Origin of the sequence: Viridibacillus arvi (genome assembly GCF_001274945.1) — a bacterium.
Lineage (GTDB): Bacteria > Bacillota > Bacilli > Bacillales_A > Planococcaceae > Viridibacillus > Viridibacillus arvi.
The window spans coordinates 608,848-625,718 of sequence record NZ_LILB01000001.1 but is presented as its reverse complement, the minus strand read 5'-3'; the positions used below and the strand labels follow the sequence as shown (position 1 = coordinate 625,718).

The 16,871-nt window shown below is 34.2% G+C and carries 19 protein-coding genes and 3 pseudogenes; 16 read left to right on the top strand and 6 right to left on the bottom strand.

The features are described from left to right. The first annotated feature begins 295 nt into the window (after positions 1 to 295). The 6 genes from AMD00_RS02960 (at position 296) to AMD00_RS02935 (ending at position 4,906) form a co-directional block, all read left to right on the top strand. On the top strand, positions 296 to 1,156 hold the full coding sequence (locus AMD00_RS02960; RefSeq protein WP_053415593.1) for an alpha/beta fold hydrolase: 861 nt from the start codon (positions 296 to 298) through the stop codon (positions 1,154 to 1,156). A 333-nt stretch (positions 1,157 to 1,489) separates the two neighbouring features. Further along, positions 1,490 to 2,149: a TetR/AcrR family transcriptional regulator gene (locus AMD00_RS02955; protein WP_053415592.1), complete on the top strand. Its 660-nt coding sequence runs from the start codon at positions 1,490 to 1,492 to the stop codon at positions 2,147 to 2,149. A gap of 15 nt (positions 2,150 to 2,164) precedes the next feature. Beyond that, the gene (locus tag AMD00_RS02950) at positions 2,165 to 2,938 is read left to right on the top strand and encodes a CPBP family intramembrane glutamic endopeptidase (RefSeq protein ID WP_053415591.1); all 774 of its coding nucleotides are present in this window, start codon (positions 2,165 to 2,167) and stop codon (positions 2,936 to 2,938) included. A gap of 331 nt (positions 2,939 to 3,269) precedes the next feature. After that, positions 3,270 to 3,722: a MarR family winged helix-turn-helix transcriptional regulator gene (locus AMD00_RS02945; RefSeq protein ID WP_053415590.1), complete on the top strand. Its 453-nt coding sequence runs from the start codon at positions 3,270 to 3,272 to the stop codon at positions 3,720 to 3,722. A 27-nt stretch (positions 3,723 to 3,749) separates the two neighbouring features. Beyond that, the gene (locus tag AMD00_RS02940; RefSeq protein ID WP_053415589.1) at positions 3,750 to 4,268 is read left to right on the top strand and encodes a GNAT family N-acetyltransferase; all 519 of its coding nucleotides are present in this window, start codon (positions 3,750 to 3,752) and stop codon (positions 4,266 to 4,268) included. A 20-nt stretch (positions 4,269 to 4,288) separates the two neighbouring features. Further along, complete coding sequence (locus AMD00_RS02935) at positions 4,289 to 4,906, top strand: FMN-binding negative transcriptional regulator (RefSeq protein ID WP_053415588.1); 618 nt, start codon at positions 4,289 to 4,291, stop codon at positions 4,904 to 4,906. A 352-nt stretch (positions 4,907 to 5,258) separates the two neighbouring features. Here AMD00_RS02935 and pdxR read toward each other — a convergent pair whose 3' ends face one another. Then, positions 5,259 to 6,737, bottom strand: coding sequence for a MocR-like pyridoxine biosynthesis transcription factor PdxR (gene pdxR / locus AMD00_RS02930; RefSeq protein ID WP_053415587.1), 1,479 nt, complete (start codon positions 6,735 to 6,737; stop codon positions 5,259 to 5,261). Between the two features lie 200 nt (positions 6,738 to 6,937). On the opposite strand from pdxR, the gene AMD00_RS02925 reads away from it, so the two are divergent. After that, complete coding sequence (locus AMD00_RS02925; RefSeq protein WP_053415586.1) at positions 6,938 to 7,747, top strand: PhzF family phenazine biosynthesis protein; 810 nt, start codon at positions 6,938 to 6,940, stop codon at positions 7,745 to 7,747. Between the two features lie 225 nt (positions 7,748 to 7,972). Here the strand turns inward: AMD00_RS02925 and AMD00_RS23830 are convergent. Then, positions 7,973 to 8,041: pseudogene (locus AMD00_RS23830) on the bottom strand (tyrosine-type recombinase/integrase); the annotation flags it as partial. 40 nt (positions 8,042 to 8,081) lie between these two features. Between AMD00_RS23830 and AMD00_RS24240 the strand changes: the two are divergent. After that, positions 8,082 to 8,165 (top strand): hypothetical protein, encoded by an 84-nt coding sequence (locus AMD00_RS24240; RefSeq protein ID WP_407701115.1) that lies wholly within the window; start codon positions 8,082 to 8,084, stop codon positions 8,163 to 8,165. A 298-nt stretch (positions 8,166 to 8,463) separates the two neighbouring features. Here AMD00_RS24240 and AMD00_RS02920 read toward each other — a convergent pair whose 3' ends face one another. Next, entirely contained in the window at positions 8,464 to 9,345 is an 882-nt protein-coding gene (locus tag AMD00_RS02920; RefSeq protein WP_053415585.1) for a LysR family transcriptional regulator, read from the bottom strand. Between the two features lie 157 nt (positions 9,346 to 9,502). Here AMD00_RS02920 and AMD00_RS02915 point away from each other — a divergent pair, with 157 nt between their 5' ends. Together AMD00_RS02915 and AMD00_RS02910 are read left to right on the top strand one after the other, a co-directional pair. Continuing rightward, positions 9,503 to 10,747, top strand: a complete 1,245-nt coding sequence (locus AMD00_RS02915) for an amidohydrolase (protein WP_053415584.1) — start codon at positions 9,503 to 9,505, stop codon at positions 10,745 to 10,747. Continuing rightward, positions 10,744 to 11,961: an amidohydrolase gene (locus AMD00_RS02910; protein WP_053415583.1), complete on the top strand. Its 1,218-nt coding sequence runs from the start codon at positions 10,744 to 10,746 to the stop codon at positions 11,959 to 11,961. The genes AMD00_RS02915 and AMD00_RS02910 overlap by 4 nt, the downstream gene beginning before the upstream one ends. Here AMD00_RS02910 and AMD00_RS22705 read toward each other — a convergent pair. Next, positions 11,962 to 12,371, bottom strand: a pseudogene (locus tag AMD00_RS22705) (chromate transporter); the annotation flags it as partial. A gap of 11 nt (positions 12,372 to 12,382) precedes the next feature. Between AMD00_RS22705 and AMD00_RS02900 the strand changes: the two are divergent. From AMD00_RS02900 to AMD00_RS02875, 6 genes are all read left to right on the top strand, one after another. Further along, a complete protein-coding gene (locus AMD00_RS02900; protein ID WP_053415581.1) occupies positions 12,383 to 12,679 on the top strand; it encodes a hypothetical protein in 297 nt (98 codons plus the stop codon). Positions 12,680 to 12,853: 174 nt separating this feature from the next. Continuing rightward, complete coding sequence (locus AMD00_RS02895) at positions 12,854 to 13,063, top strand: DUF6440 family protein (protein ID WP_053415580.1); 210 nt, start codon at positions 12,854 to 12,856, stop codon at positions 13,061 to 13,063. 157 nt (positions 13,064 to 13,220) lie between these two features. Continuing rightward, positions 13,221 to 13,703, top strand: a complete 483-nt coding sequence (locus AMD00_RS23825; protein WP_245639426.1) for a hypothetical protein — start codon at positions 13,221 to 13,223, stop codon at positions 13,701 to 13,703. Positions 13,704 to 13,858: 155 nt separating this feature from the next. Then, entirely contained in the window at positions 13,859 to 14,062 is a 204-nt protein-coding gene (locus AMD00_RS23665) for a MarR family transcriptional regulator (protein WP_053415579.1), read from the top strand. Continuing rightward, complete coding sequence (locus AMD00_RS02880) at positions 14,059 to 14,973, top strand: helix-turn-helix transcriptional regulator (protein ID WP_053415578.1); 915 nt, start codon at positions 14,059 to 14,061, stop codon at positions 14,971 to 14,973. The genes AMD00_RS23665 and AMD00_RS02880 overlap by 4 nt, the downstream gene beginning before the upstream one ends. 47 nt (positions 14,974 to 15,020) lie before the next feature. After that, positions 15,021 to 15,428: a hypothetical protein gene (locus AMD00_RS02875; RefSeq protein WP_169786301.1), complete on the top strand. Its 408-nt coding sequence runs from the start codon at positions 15,021 to 15,023 to the stop codon at positions 15,426 to 15,428. Positions 15,429 to 15,770: 342 nt separating this feature from the next. Here the strand turns inward: AMD00_RS02875 and AMD00_RS02870 are convergent. Next, positions 15,771 to 16,013 (bottom strand): annotated as a pseudogene (locus AMD00_RS02870) (oxidoreductase); the annotation flags it as partial. A 129-nt stretch (positions 16,014 to 16,142) separates the two neighbouring features. Further along, positions 16,143 to 16,562 (bottom strand): hypothetical protein, encoded by a 420-nt coding sequence (locus AMD00_RS02865; RefSeq protein ID WP_053415576.1) that lies wholly within the window; start codon positions 16,560 to 16,562, stop codon positions 16,143 to 16,145. Positions 16,563 to 16,871: the final 309 nt, after the last annotated feature.

Genomic DNA, 16,871 nt, shown 5'->3' with positions numbered 1-16,871 from the left:
GCTACTATCAATCTATAAATTGAATAAAAAATAGTCAACCAGATTTCTCTCTGGCTGACCTTATAATACGAACGGGTACTTTACTTCAATAAGGAGTAAAGCCTTTTTCTTATTGAACAAACGGGGCAGTTTAGTGGAAGAAGGTTTTCAGTGCAGCCGTATAGACGGCTTTTTTTAAGCTATTAATGAGCTAGATTAAGTAAGATAGTATAATCTTTAATTCATACAATATCCATGAATGTGATAACATACAAATAGGACTTGATAGGAAAATATGGATATAAGAGAGGTCTATATGAGTATATACAAAACACAATATGGAAGAGAAATGTCATTAAAGCTTTATGATGCTCAATTAAAAAAATTGGATTATTCATGTAAGGATGTTTACGTTCATACTAGTTTTGGAAGAACACATATCATTGAAACTGGCAATCTATCTGGTGAACCGTTGTTAGTTTTTCATGGTGGGAATAGTACGACTGCCTATAATTTACTAATGTACAGATTCCTGCTTAAAGATTTTCATATTTATGCGGTTGATATAATTGGTCATCCTGGAAAAAGTGATGAAGTTATTCTCTCTTCTAACAATTATGATTATGGAAAGTGGGCAAGTGACGTTATTTCAGGGCTTGGATTTGATAAAATAGCTTGTTTTGGGGTTTCTTATGGTGGCGGAGTTTTGGCAAAACTGATGTGTATCGCACCGGAAAAAGTAGAAAAATCCGTATTAATTGTGCCATCAGGTATTAATAATGCCTTTCCAATCAGTACTGTAAAAATGATGATACCTCTACTAAAATATAAACTAACAAAGAAAGAAAAATATATAAAAGAAACAGCTTTATTTATGGCTATTAAAGAAGAAATTCTTGATAAAGATACTTTGGATATGGTAAAAGATAGTTTTGATCATGTAAAAACAAAAGTAGGGATGCCATCTAATGTTAGTGAACAATTAATGCAACAGTGTAACGCACCGTCACTTATTATGGCAGGTGAAAAAGATTGTTTATTTCCGGCGAGAAAAGTATTACCAAGAGCAAAAAAAATCATACCAAATGGTACGGTTCATATGCTAAAAGGATGTGGACACATGCATATGATGCCAGAGCGTGAAAAGAAAATGATCGTTGATTTCTTAAGTGTTTAGTAACTTTAAAGTTCTTTAAAATAATAAAGTTATTGAACTAACGGGGCAGTTTAGTTTAAGTTTCGATTTGAAATAAAGTTTAACTGTTTTGAATAAAGATTTACTGTTTATTAAAAGTTGCAACGTTTTACCCCTTTAGATTGGATTGTCTAAAGGGGTGTTTTTATGTCTAAGAACAGAACATTCAACGTAATCGACAAACTAATTTCTTTATTGAGAGTTTTATCCAAGGGATATTATGACAATATTGTAATTTAAGTATTGACAATGAGTAGTTCGTGGCACACAATTAAAATGACAGTACTGTCATTTTATTGTGTGAGGAGGTAACATATGCCTAAGGTAAGTGATGAATATGTAATTAGAAAGAAAAATGCCATTTTAAAAGCAGCTTTATCGGTGTGTACAGTTAAGCCACTCTATGAAATTACGATGAGAGATATCATTAAAGCGTCCGGAGTAAGTCAAGGAGGGATTTATCGCTATTATTCAGATTTAGATGAAATACTTGTTGCGATCATTAATCAAGCTAATGCAAATGCCGACTATAAGCAAGCTGTAGATGCGATCATTGAAAATAGCGATGCTCCTAAAGAGACGATAGAAAAGCTGTTTACTTTTCTCGGTGAGTACATTAAAGAAAACTTATCAACGGTTGGCAAAATTCAATTTGAGCTCACAATCTTATTTGCGAACAATCCAGAGAGACAAATGAAAATTTTACCCAACATTACTGAAAACGAAAGCGGACAATACTTGGTCGGGCGAATATTTAATACAATTCATGAGGGAATTTCATTAGGGAACTTTCAGCCTGAAGTATCACTAGAGGATTTATTTACTTTTATTATGACTTCCATTGATGGAATTGTAAGAGATGTTGTTTTACAAAAATGTTACGGTATGTTCCAAAATGAACAAGCACTTTTTGACGAGATTCGACTAATGGATACTCTATGCAAGTCTGTACAATCATTGTTGGGGTGTAAATAAAAGGAGGGAGCGTAATTGGGGAAAGAGGTAGGAAGGTTTCTATTCTATACATTTTCTTTGTCGTGGATAATTTGGGGCGGTTTAGCAATTTTAACACAATTCAATCTGCTTAAGTTCGGAACTGCATTATCAATAATATTGTTTATTCTTGGTGGTGTTGCACCTGGTATTAGTGAGGTTTGGTTAAAAAAGAAGTATAGTTCTAAAGAAGAGTTTAAATCGTTTATTAGTAATATAAAAAATCCTAGACATCCATTAGCATGGTATCTATTTACTGTTGGACTTGCGTTTGCAGCTTGTTTTTTGCCAACTCTTTGGGGTGGAGCATCTATGGAGAACCCCCTATATCTGGCATTAATTAATTTCCCAATCATGATTATTGGAGGTGGATTTGAAGAAATCGGCTGGCGTGGGTATTTACAACCTACTTTGCAAAAAAGATGGTCGCCATTCACAAGTACGCTCATTGTGGGAGGGGTTTGGGCAATATGGCATTTGCCATTATGGTTTGTGGTTGGTACAAATCAAATGAGCATGAATTTTCTATGGTTTACTCTAATTGCTTTGGCATTATCTTTTTTAATGACAGTCATTTATTTATCCACTAAAAGTATTTTTCTATGTATTATTTTTCATGCCTTAATTAATTCATTCTGGGAAGTGTATATTCCAGATACAAATGTTTCGTCTGCGTTATTTACGCTTTCATTTGCCCTGGTTATTTTTACTGCATTTGAAATCTATCGAAAGAAGAATAACACTAAAGCTCATCAATTTCTTCATGGATAACAAGTTTGAAATAATTCAAAATTAACTGTAAATATTATACATACGTTGATGATAATCCTATATTTAAAAAAATTGCTCGATTGTCTTATTCAACTAACGGGTGCTTTACTTGAAGAACATTGAGTTGCAAATGCAGCTCTTTTTTTCGTTATTGAACTAACGGGGCAGGATAGTTGAACAAGGAATTATTGTATTGAACCGGAAAAACTAAGCCTAAAACTTTATTCGACCTCTTTATCGTAATTTTTTTATTGCATTTGCAACAAAGTTAGGTTAAATTTAACGTACATTCTTTTTGTTGCATTTGCAATAAAATATAAAGGAGTTAATTATGAAGGAAATTCTTCGTGAGATTGGAATGATTGCAAGGGCATTAGATTCTATAAGTAATATAGAATTTAAAGAATATGACCTTACAAAAGGACAGTATTTGTACCTTGTTCGAATATGTGAAAATCCAGGGATCATACAAGAGAAGTTAGCAGAGATGATAAAAGTAGATCGAACAACAGCCTCTCGTGCTATAAAAAAACTCGAGATTAATGGATTTATTGAAAAGAAAGAAGATGAACATAATAAAAAAATAAAAAGACTTTTTCCAACAGACAAAGGGAAAATAGTTTTTCCAATTATAAAGAGAGAAAATGATTATTCGAATAGAATCGCATTAACGGGATTTTCCGAAAGAGAAGCAGAAATCATTTTTCATCTTCTTAAAAAGATTCGAAAAAATATAGAAATTGACTGGGAATTTGTGAAAAAAGGAAACAAGAGAAATTATTGAATTTATATAAAGGAGCTGTATATTAAAATGACTGTAAAAATAATAAAGTGCAATCGTGAGGATTTACAATTACTCCGAGAAATAAGTATTGAAACATTCAATGATACATTTAGAAATCAGAATTCCCCTGAAAATATGAAAGCCTATTTGGAAAGAGCATTCAACTCTAAACAACTAGAAAAGGAATTAACCAATATCTCTTCGGGATTCTATTTCATCTACTTCAATGATGAAATTGCTGGATATTTAAAGGTAAATATAAATGATGCCCAATCAGAAAAAATGGGTGATGAGTCACTCGAAATTGAGAGAATATATATAAGAAATAAATTTCAAAGAAAAGGTTTTGGAAAATATCTAATAAATACAGCGGTGGAAATAGCCGAAGAACAAAACAAAGAAAATATCTGGCTAGGAGTTTGGGAGAAGAATGAGAACGCAATTTGCTTTTATAAAAAAATAGGTTTTGTCCAAACTGGAGCTCACTCTTTTTATATGGGTAATGAAGAACAATTTGATGTAATAATGACAAAAACACTCATATAACTTTATAAAGGAGGTTTATTATGTATATTCCTAAATACTATAAGGTCACTGATGTTGGTGAAATTCGGAATTTTATTCAAACGAACTCTTTTGGTACGCTTGTGTCAACAAAACAAGGAACACCAATTGCCACTCATTTACCATTAGTATTAAATAAAAAAGGCGATGATTACTATGTTACCGGACATATGGCATATGGGAATTCTCAGTGGAGAACATTTGAAACCTGTGGAGATGTGCTTGTTATGTTTCAGGGACCGAATGCCTATATTTCTTCTTCCTGGTATGAGCGCGAAAATGTTCCGACATGGAATTATCAAGCTATCCATATCTATGGAAAAGCAAGTATTTTAGAAAAAGATGAATTAATAGAAGAATTAACAGTAATGTTAGAAAAATATGAAAAACATCGAGAGAATCCAATCGTATGGGACAAACTTTCTCCAGAACTTTTAGAAAAGGAACTTAAAGGAATTGTTGGATTTAACATTAAGGTGGAAGAAATTCAGGCTGCATATAAATTAAGTCAGAACCGTAATGAAATGGATTATGCAAACATCGTTGATAAATTACAAAATGAAGAAACTCCGAATTCGAAACAAATGGCAGAATTGATGGGAAAGAGATTAAATAAATAATTATAACTCAACTTTTATTCAACCTCAGATACAAGAATTAAAGAACGGAACTGAGCTGTGATAATGGTTGTTTTCCTTCAGATGGTGAAATATTGCATTTAAACTACCGGAAGCTTTACTTGAAGATCATTGAGTTGCATATGGAGCTCTTTTTTCTTATTGGGTGAGCGTCTGGAAAATGTGGATACAACGTTAAGGAAATAACAATACTAAAAGCCCAATTTTTCAGCATAAATTGAGAGATTGGGCTTTTAAAAAGATTCTATGCGCAGCCACGAATTAAACAAAGATGATGAACCGTAGAAGAAAAGGTGATATTGTAATTATCCAGATAAAATAAGTAAATATCTATTTAAAAATAAGGCATGTTGGAATTCTTTTTCTTTGATGTAATTTCAGCATTAAATATATTACACATTGTTCTAATACCAAGTTGTAATTGTTGCTCACTCATATATGAAAAGCTTAATCGTAAATGGTATTTCTCTTGCTCTACAGGATAACAAGCTGATCCTGGTAAGAATGTTACATGATTTCTCCGAGCTTCTATTAGGAGTTGATTTGTATCTATCCATACCGGGAGACTAATCCATATGTTTAGTCCTCCGTTTGGTATCATCCATGAAATCTCTTCTGGTGCGTATTTTAATAGTAAATCGATTGCCATATCTCGTCTTAATTTTAAGGCTGTTCTTAATTTTTTCAAATGATCGATCATTTTATTTGAAGTGATAAATGGTAATAATGACTTTTGTGTTAATAACGGGCTCCCTAAATCAGCATTCGACTTAGCTGCCAATAGACGATTGAATACAGACCCTGATGCAGAAAGTATTCCAATTCTACAACTTGGAGCTAATGTTTTACTCAATCCTTTTAAATAAATCACATGACCATAGTAATCCATACTTTTAATAGGGGCTGGTGGTTTTTTATCAAAATAAATCTCACTCCATGGGTCATCTTCTACAATAATACTTTGAATACTTTTAGCTATATTTAATAATTTCCTACGCCTCTTTTGAGTCATAACCGCACCTGTTGGATTCTGAAATGTAGGTATAGTATAAATAATTTTTGGTTTGTATTTATCACACAAATTTTGAAGTATATCTACTTTCATTCCATCCCCATCAACTGGAACTGTAATTATTGTAGCACCTCTCCCTCGAAAAATATCAATTGCTCCTGGATAAGTAGGACTTTCCATTACTACAACATCACCTGGTCCAACAAATGTACGTGCTACAAGATCTAATCCTTGTTGTGAACCATTTGTAATCAAAAGGTTATCAGGTGTAGTAGGAATTTCGAATTGTTTTAAATATTGAGACATTGCTTCCCTCAACTTTAAATCTCCTTGAACTTCACTGTATTGAGATAAAATTCTTGGGTTCTCCAATAGCATTTTATGAATTTCTTGCTCTAAATATCGATTAGGAAGAAGCCCTGGGTCAATCATAGAAGAGGAAAGTTGAATTTCATCTGAAACGTAATGAAAACGAGAAAACTGAGCTCTCGGGAGATAGTCTTGTATAGATAACTGCCAATTAAATGGTGGTTCTTCTTTTTTTGTTTCCTTTGTAGCTGTTTCTTCAATATTAATAAATGTCCCTTTTCCTTGTATAGAGGTAGTAAAATTATTTTTCTCTAGTTCTTTGTATGCCTTAACTACGGTAACTAAACTTACCCCCAACTCTTTTGATAATTCACGGACAGAAGGTAATTGACTTCCTTCTTGTAATAGACCTGAACGTATGTGATCAACAATTGATTGGAAAATTTGATTAGAGAGTGAAGTCTCTGATTTTCGTTGAATTTCAATATGCATGTTTACCCTCCATTAAGTGTTATACAAGTGTATTGAGTGTTATACATAGTTTCGTTATAAAATAAAGGAGATTTTAATGAACACATTATAACACTGGGGGTGTTTAGTGATTATAAAAAATGAGGTAAGTATTGTGTAATGGAAATTTGATCTACTTGAGTAAAAGTAAAGAATAGATAATTTACGGGAGGTTTTTCAAAATGAAATATTATGTAGTAGATGCTTTCGCAGAAAATTTATTTGAGGGAAATCCAGCAGGTGTTTGTGTAATGGAAGGTTGGTTATCTGTTGATATGATGCAAAAAATTGCTAGCGAGAATAACCTTTCTGAAACAGCATTTGCTGTCAAAGAAGGAGATAGTGACAATTATCACTTAAGATGGTTTACCCCAGGGGGAGAAATTGATCTTTGTGGACATGCTACCCTAGCAACTGCATACGTAATCACTAATTTTTATGAAAAAGAACTAGAAAAAATTAGATTTCAAACGTTGAGCGGTGAACTAGTTGTTTTGAAAAAAAGTAATCTTTATGAATTGGATTTTCCGAGCATCAATGTCGAGGAATATATGTTAACAGAACAAATGGTGGAAGCACTCGGTGTAAGGCCTATTGAAACATATCTAGGGAGAGATTTAGTGTTTGTACTCGAAAATGAAGAAGCTGTGCTTAATTTATCTCCTGATTTTGCTAAATTAGCACAATTCCCAGAAGGTCTTGCAGTTTTTGTGACTGCAAAGGGAAAAGCAGTTGATTTTGTATCCAGAGCCTTTTGGCCAAAGTTACAGGTAAACGAAGATCCAGTTTGTGGATCAGCACATTGTAGTTTAACTCCTTTCTGGGCAAAACGACTAGGGAAAAACGAAATGATTGCTAGACAACTTTCTAAACGTGGTGGGACACTATTCTGTATATACAACGAGGACAGAGTGAAAATTAGTGGTTCTGCTATTTTATATTCAATAGCAGATCTCCAATTAAACCAAAAAGTAATTAAAGTACCGCTTTAAAGGATGCGCTTTAATTATTCGAACGGAGTGCTTTACTTGAAGATTATTAAGTTGTTTAGATAGCTCTTTTTCAGATATTAAACTAACTAGCTAATAGTTTGTGAAGAATCACACTTAAACTAACGGGTGCATTAGTAAGAATGGCAACGTCATATATACGTTGCCATTTATTAATTAAAAGTACCTTTGATAAAACTCTTTTCTATGTCTACCGCTTAATTGAGCTTAAATTCGGGTGGTTTCGCTTTTCTCATGTCCCATCAGACTTTGAATAACTTCAATAGGTGCATTATCGATAGATCGTCTAGAAATCATTTATGCTTCGGATTTCAATATGGCGCTTATATCTCCAAAAGATAAGGATAGTTTAATAAAGTTAGTGAAAAAAGTGAACCCTAAAATCAATTTAGAGAGATAGTAATAGTTAAAACTAAGTATTTCTTTAAAGAGGACATAGTAATTGAAGAAAATAAAAAACTAGGACGTTTCAATTATGAGTATAATGGGATTATTAATCATTGAAGCATTTTTAGCGGGAAGTTCAATTTTAAATAACTTGCAATGATGTTCATTGGTTGGACAGTAGGATATTTAATTTCCTATTATTTTGATAAAAAGAATTATAAGTAGGCTTATTGAACGAACAATTTAATCGTTCGATTGAACGGTATTGGCTATCGATCAATCGAACAAATTTTTAACATCACATCAAATGGCTACTTCTCTAATTCCTCTTTTAATAGCTTAATAAAATTCTGTGAGGTTTTCGATAAGAAATGATCCTTTAACCAAATAAGTCCAGAAGAGCTGTTTAATGCTTCGTTACTGATTTTGACAGCATGAATATTGTAGCCCTTTTGCTGTCTAATGACGGTTTCTGGTACAACAGAAGCGTAGAATCCGCTTTCGACTAGCTCTAGTAAAAGAGCAATGTCTGAACACTCAGAAAGACGAGGGGTTGCAAGACCATAATTTGAGAATTGCTCCATGATTATATAGTGTAAACCAAGGCCTTCAGTGCTTGGAATGATGAGCGGGTAGTGATGTATGTCCTCGTAAGTTACAGTAGAAGAAGGTAAGATTTCTTTAGAAGAACAAATGAAATAGAATGGTTCCGTTTTAAGATGTAGGATTGAAAAGTCATTCAATTCGAGAGGAAAACGAATGATGGCTAGCTCAAGTATTCGGTCACGGACTAATTGGCATAGCTGCGCAGAATCATTTTGTTGGATTTTAAACGTAATATTTGGATGCTGCTGATGATAACGTTGAATAGTAGTAGATAAATATTCATTTGATAAAGTATTTACGCCCAGAGTTAAAGTTCCGTGTTCCCCGTTTGCTGTTTCCCTAATCTCTCGTTCAGATTCTTCCATATACTTCGTAATTTTCAATGCATGTTTATAAAGCGTTTGCCCTGCATCTGTTAACTCCAGCGTTCTTCCTCGTCTTTCAAACATCTGCACATTCAAATGGTTTTCCATGTTTTTTAGTTGCTGACTCAAAGGAGGTTGCGATAGGTGTAGCTTTGTAGCAGCTGCAGAAATTGTTTTTTCCTCAACGATGGCAATAAAATAACGTAATTGGCGAATATCCACTTTTCCAGCCTCTCTTCTATATATGAAAAAGATATGTAAAACTAACAAAATGAATATTATTAGTATACTAAACTTCATGATACGATAAAGACGAAATATTTGTAAAATAAATCGCTAGAGGCAAAAGTGTTGCTTCATATAGAGAGGGGAAATTTAAATGGATTCAAAACAATGGTTAATGAATGTATTGCTTGAAACGGGATTTCACTATGAAAACGGACATGTTGTAGCAACGAAAACAGAATTGGTACATCTTCTGATTGAGGAAGGCAAGATTACGAAAATGACCCCTCAAAGTACGAAAATAGAGGCTGATGTTCCAAAGCAGGATGCAAATGGCTTGCTGGCACTCCCTTCTTTTGTGGAAAAACATTGTCATCTAGATAAGACTCTGCTTGGAGATAAGTGGACTGCTAATATTCCAGCCCCTTCGATATTTGACCGATTTGAAATTGAAAAGGAACGTTTACCACAATTAGAAGTGCCGATGGAAGAACGCGCCTCCATTTTAATTAATACGATGTTGAAGTCGGGTGTTACACATATTCGAACACATGTGGATTTATATCCTGAGGTTGGGTTGAATTATTTAGAGACGATCAAAAAGGCATTAGCTCGTTATGAAGGTAAATTAACGCATGAAATTGTTGCCTTTCCTCAACATGGATTGCTTCGAACAAATGCTTCAGAAATTGTGAAGGAGGCATTGACTAAAGGCGCGACACTAGTAGGAGGAGTAGATCCAGCCTCGGTAGATGGAGATATGGAAAAGTCCGTGAAAGAATTATTTAATCTAGCGAATCTAACGAATTCAGGCATTGACCTTCATTTACATGACCGCGGTGAAGTGGGTCTTACAACAATAAAAGAAGTAGCAAGACTGACAGTGGAATATCAATTGCAGGGAAGAGTGGCGATAAGTCATGCTTTTGCACTTGCAGATATGGTAGGGGAAGAAGCTAAGGAAATTATGCTCATGCTTGCAGAAGCCAAAGTTGCAATCATTTCAAGTGTACCTCTTGGAGATAGAGTTCCTCCGTTACCTACACTGGATGAACATCAAGTCGAAGTAGCAATTGGTTGTGACAACATATATGATTCTTGGTCTCCTTTTGGAAACGGGGACATTCTTGAACGACTTGGTCGATTTGCCCAAAGGTTTAATTATGTAACTGAACAAAAGCTTGCTACTTCACTTAAGTTCATCACAAATGGTGTGACACCACTTAATGAGCAAGGTGAACAAGTGTGGCCGGCTATTGGTATGGATGCAAATATGGTATTGGTTTCAGCAAGTTGTTCCGCAGAGGCTGTAGCAAGAAGATCAGAGAGACATGCAACTATTTTCAAAGGGAATATTGTTGCAGGTTGCCTTTCAACGAAGGGAGAGGAAACACGATGAGAAATTACTGGTTGTTAAATGTTCGTTTGGAAAATGGATATATTTATAATGAAAATACGGTTGTTGGAACGGAAACGAAGATTCAACATATTCGAATTGAAGCGGGAAAAATTGCTGAAATAACCAATGTACTGCCAGAAGGTGACTATGACTCTTACGATGCAAAGGGTATGTTAATGCTCCCTTCTTTTAAAGAAATGCATATTCACATTGATAAAACTTACTTCGGTGGGGCATGGCGCGCTGTGCGTCCTGTTACAAGTATTTTTGAACGAATTAAGGAAGAAGAAAAGCTACTGCCTGAGCTATTGCCAACTGCAAAAGGAAGAGCAGTCCATATGCTAGAAACAGTGCTAAACTACGGATCAACACATGTACGAGCACATACAAATATTGATCCATCTATTGGTTTGAAAAATTTAGAAGTAACCGTTGAAGCATTTGAAACATATCAAAATAAGCTTTCACATGAAATTGTTGCTTTCCCTCAGCATGGATTATTACGTTCAAATATGGTAGAAGAAGTAAGACAGGCGCTAAGAAGTGGGGCAACCCATGTAGGTGGTGTAGATCCTAGCTCGGTTGATGGCGATATTGAGCGCTCGTTAAATACAATTATGGATCTTGCTGTTGAAGCAAATGCAGGTATTGATATTCATCTGCATGACGGTAAAGAAGCTGGTTTAAAAACGCTACAAAAACTTGCTGACTTAACAGAGGAAGCAGGCTGGAAAGATAGAGTAACAGTGAGCCATTGTTTTGCACTTGCAGACATGTCTCCAACTGATTTTAAGGAAATCTCATGTCGCTTTGCCAAACTTGGCATTTCAGTTGCCTCTACCGTTCCTTTTGGCAAGATAATTATGCCACTACCAGAACTGAATGAGAGTGGAGTTCCTGTCTATTTAGGCACTGACAGCATTAACGATCATTGGTCTCCATTTGGTAATGGTGATAATTTAGAGAAAGCAGGATTATTTGCAGAGCTGTATGGAAATAGTACTGAACAAAAGCTATCTCAGACATTGGGCTTTATTACGGGGGGGAAGACACCGCTCAATCAAAAAGGAGAACAGGTTTGGCCTAAGATTGGTGACGAAGCGAATATTGTCTTTGTTGAAGCAAGCTGCTCTGCTGAAGCTGTAGCAAGACGATCACATCGAAAAGCCGTGATATATCAAGGTAAGCTAGTTGCGGGCAATGATAAGGATTAATCAAAAATAGAAAAAACCCGAATCAAGACTATTTGAAAATAGTTTTAATTCGGGTTTTTGAATATGGATTAGAGTTTCGATGTTAGCTGCAAAAGCAAAATCAATTGGAGTTAATATGGAACTGGTCCAAATAGGATGGTAAAGTGCAGCTATTAAAATCCCAACAACGGCTGCATTAACCCCCATTAATGCTCCTTTTATGAAGGATTACGACGTAAAGAATCCCAAAAAGGCAATGTACCTAAGATAAGCAGGAATGCAGGTAAGAAAATTGCTATGGTCGCTATTAACCCTCCTTGCCAACCATTCATAACCGTACCAAGATAAGCTGCAAAAGTAAATAATGGACCAGGTACAGCTTGTGTAGCCCCATAACCTGCTAAGAATGCCTCTTTGCTTACCCATCCAGTATTGGATTGTTATGTACGAAACTGAGATTAGTGAAGAAAGAGAGTTGGCAGACTATTCAATCGAATATATTGGAAAAGTACCTGCACCTAAAATATTTGGATATAACATAAAAAGTTCATGGTTTGAATTTGGAGTGAATGAAGAGACTTTCAATGAAGAAAATAATGTACAATCAAGTAAAAGTGAATGTACTGGTCCTCCCTCTAACGATGCCAGTTGTGAAGTAAGTATTAAGGAAAATGAAAAGATGGAAGCAGTGTTGGAGTGGAACGGTAAATCAGAAGTTATTGAAATGTACAGAAATTGATAGTGAAGATTAGGGGATAAGGATTCTTCTCTTATTGAACTAACGAGGCAGGTTAATACAATGTGCTGTTTCCAAGAAAATCGTTGCCTTTTTACTACTTTTGTAATAATTACCTGCTAAGATCGTAATATAAAAAGGGGTTATTTGAAATTTCAGTAATATGGGGGCGAAAAAATGTTTAATAAAGACTCAGAGAAGAATAAAGGCTCAAAGAAGAGATTTGAAGAAATCTTTACAGAAAATGGCGTGGCTAATGGAAACAGAATAATAGTAGATAGAGAAACAGGAATTCACTATTTATTTAGTTGGAGCGGATATGCAGGGGGAATTACCCCGCTATTGGATAAGGATGGAAAACCAGTGATAAAACCAAATAATGAATAACACACTTTATCTTGTTCAACTATAGGGTGCTATACTTGAAGTTCATTGAGTTGCATATGCAGCTCTTTTTCTCTTTATTGAACTAACGGGGCAGTTTAGTTTAACAAGAACAACTGATAAAATAGTAATAAATTAATTTGAAAAGGTGCTGTTCTCCTTGGAACAAGTAAAATTGTATAAACTTTCACGGCGTTTTATATCAACTCTAATGGGAATGGGAATAATTTTTGTACTTTTATGCTTTGTTGATATAAGAGAAATCACCTCGCATATATTTACATTTGCTTTCGGGCTATTTTTCTCATTTGTTTTTATAGGTTATTCTATTTATCTTTGGAAAAAAAGAAATGAAGATAAAGGATATTTTTGGGATGATGAAGGAGTTGTAATTGACTTAGAAGGGAATAAGGTTTATTGGGATGAAATTGAAGAGATAAAACTGGTTAAGAGTAGAGTTGGAAAATCCACAGTGATTTACCCGCATTATACTAATCACGAAAAGATTAGAATCCGAAGGAAGAAAAAGATGCCAACACCTGCACATTCAATCGAATGGTTTCTAATCGAAAAGCCAAAGGAATTTCACAAAAACTTGATGAAATTCTGGGGAGCAAAAAGTAAATTGCAAAAATTGAGATAAACTCTTTATTCAGTAACGGGGCAGGTTAGTTGAAGAAGTACAAAATAAAAAGACCAATAAGTGGTCTTTTTTAAAGGGAGATATCTAAAGTTTTTAGTAACGTATCAATTTCTGTTTTAATGGTGAAAAAATGACGCTTACTTTCATTATAAAATATGTGGGGGGCGATATTAAGTGAAAAGAATAAATGGATTTTTCCTTTTGTCATTGTTGTACATCAAACAAAAGAAGGCTGCTTTGAAAGTTTGTATGATGATGAAGGCGATATGACAATGAAGAAAATTTGTGCCAAAACAAAATTATCGAAATCAAACTTGTATCGAGCACTTGATAAAAGAAAAAATAGGGGATACTTATGAAAATAGAGCGCTTATTAAAAATTATATTTATTCTATTGAACAAACAAAAAGTAACAGCAGAGGAAGTTGCCAAACATTTGGCTGTCTCAACCCGAACAGTTTATCGAGATATGGATACTCTATCACTTGCTGGATTTCCAATCTATGCCGAACAAGGAAATCTCGGAGGATATCGCCTAATCGAAGGTTATTATTTTCCTCATAGTTACTTTACAGAAGAGGATTTACGTCTAATCAAGGAAACACTAACGAGTACGATGACTTTACATACTGACAAGGCATTACATAATATCCTTGCAAAAATAACCTTACTTAATGAGTCCAAACCAGAAAATTTAATTGATTTTTCTTTCTTAAATAACAAGGACGGAGTTAAGGTAACCGATATTAGACAAGCGATTAAAGATAAAAAGTGTATTACTTTTTCTTATGCAAAAAAAGAACAGCTTGAAACTAAAAAAGTAAAACCAATTCAAGTATTCTTCTATCATTTGAGTTGGTACCTGTTCGGTTGGCCAGAAAATGAGACGAAACCAAAATTTTATCGTTTATCCCGAATACATGAACTGAAAGTTGGTAATACGATCTTTACCGAATCCTTTGCATACTTAGATGGTTATCAGGAATTTTCTAATTGGATGAAATCATTAGAATCAGAAATAGTTAAAATCGATATAGTTTTACGATTTCCTTTATTCAGTTCTCAAGAGGTGTTTGATTCGTTTCCCGAAACAAGCATTGATAAAAGTGGCGTTGACCACTTATTAGTTAGAATTTCTTATCCTGATGAAGAGTGGGTTGTAAAGTTAATTCTTAGTTTTGGATCCCAGGTTGAAGTCCTTTCGCCCGAGGGTTTTAAAAATAAAATAATGGCACATATAGAAAAAATGACTCGCATTTATTTTACCTAACTTGACAATTAGTTGTCAGGTTAGTGATGGTATATTTTGATTAAGGGTTGGTACTAACTCAACAAATTTTAACGAAAGAAGATGAATTAACTATGGTGCTGAAAAGCGACTTAAATCTTTTAAATTGGACAGAAACGGAACCCGTCCATTCCATTGCTCAAGCAACAGCTGAATATTCAATCGAAGGTGAATTTAATGGAATCTTGCATTCAAACTATACGATTTTTTATTCGGAATATAATAAAGAAGATATCCATAAATCAACATCAACTTTTATTGGATACAGCTTTTTTGAAAGTTCAGATAATAAACTGGTTGATAGTATGCTCTTTGAAGAAAAAGGAATCTTTGCTGAAGGTGTCACTTCTGGAGAGTTGAAAAGTAAGTTGGCCAATGGAAATTATTTTTTAGAACAAGGTAAAATGATCATCACAATAGAAAAAAAGAATAGTTAAAACTGAACCCGTACAACTTTGAATATTATTAAAATGTTATTCGGGTTTCTATTGGATTCTCTGTACAGATGATATACCGACCCTATAATGAATGAATAGCTGAAAGTATGATAATTAAAGTTATACAGTAAGTACCTTATTCAACTAACGGGTGCTTTAGTAGAAGATAGTTGAGCTGTTTAGACAGCTCTTTTTCTTATTCAACTAACGGGGCAGATTAGTTGAAGAGCGTTGTTTAACTTTTGTTCAACAACCGAGCCATTTAATGGAGTAAGAAACTTAAGAAAACCTATATTAAAAAATGAGAAGAAATTAAAAGGCTGTCGAGGACTTATCGACAGCCTAAGCTTTAGAAAAATGAATGACTTCAATCGCGAATGCCACAACATTTGCCACTCGATCAGGTGTAATACCATATTGTTCGTACAATGCAGTCATACCTGCTGAAACATTCTTATCAGTAATCGTATCCAACAATTCCATGTTGATCGGAGCTGGATAAATAGTGGCTGTACGGATGTTAGTACCTTCTTGGGCAGATTTCATACGCAAAACTTCCATTAAATTACGAACAGCGCACTTGGTTTGGTTGCACCATAAAGGTGGTTTTTAAAAACGAAGATAAATCAAAGTTATTCCATTAAAAGGCGCTTTATTTTAATAAAGCAACAGTAGAAGAATGAAAAGAAAAAAAGGACTCGATTCCTCTAAGCCTTATTTATCCAATTCCTTATATAAAACATATTTTAAAGCAGAAATTTCATCTTCAGACAGTTTACCTTCAATTTCGGATAATACTTCATCCTTACTAATTGAACCGTTTTGCGCTTGTCCCTGAATATCAAGTAAACGATTAACGCCCACTTTTTTTATTAACACACGTGTCGCTTCTTCCTTAGTTTGGAAGGGAAGAGTATCCGGATTTATAGTTGCTGCCTCGCTTACAATTTCTTGAACCTTCGAATCGTTCTCGATATAGGATTTTACTTCTTCTAGATTTTCGTCATCTAAAGTAGATTCCACTTTTTCGATTATTTTTTCGGAAGCGATATTTGTCCCAAAATGCCACACAGCATAGCCAGCTGCTCCGAGTAAAACAAGAATTATTGCGGTAATTGTTAAAAACTTTTTCATCAACTCACTCCTGACACTTTGAATATAGCACAACTTCTCAAAAACCACGAAGAAAAGATGTTTTCTATAATTGGTTTAATTACAATTATTTGCGAACCCAGAGCAGATAAGTTTTCACCCTAATATATAGATAGCATAATTATTATCTATTGTAGGTATGTCTATATTTCCATCTGGGTACTTGTTAAACAATCAGGCGCGAGTGTTTAATAAGCGTCTCTGTTCTTATTCAACTAAACCAGCTAATAGAATGTCAAGTAAATCATTTTAAATCGAAAAACACTTCATGTTATACTAAAAATGTTCAAC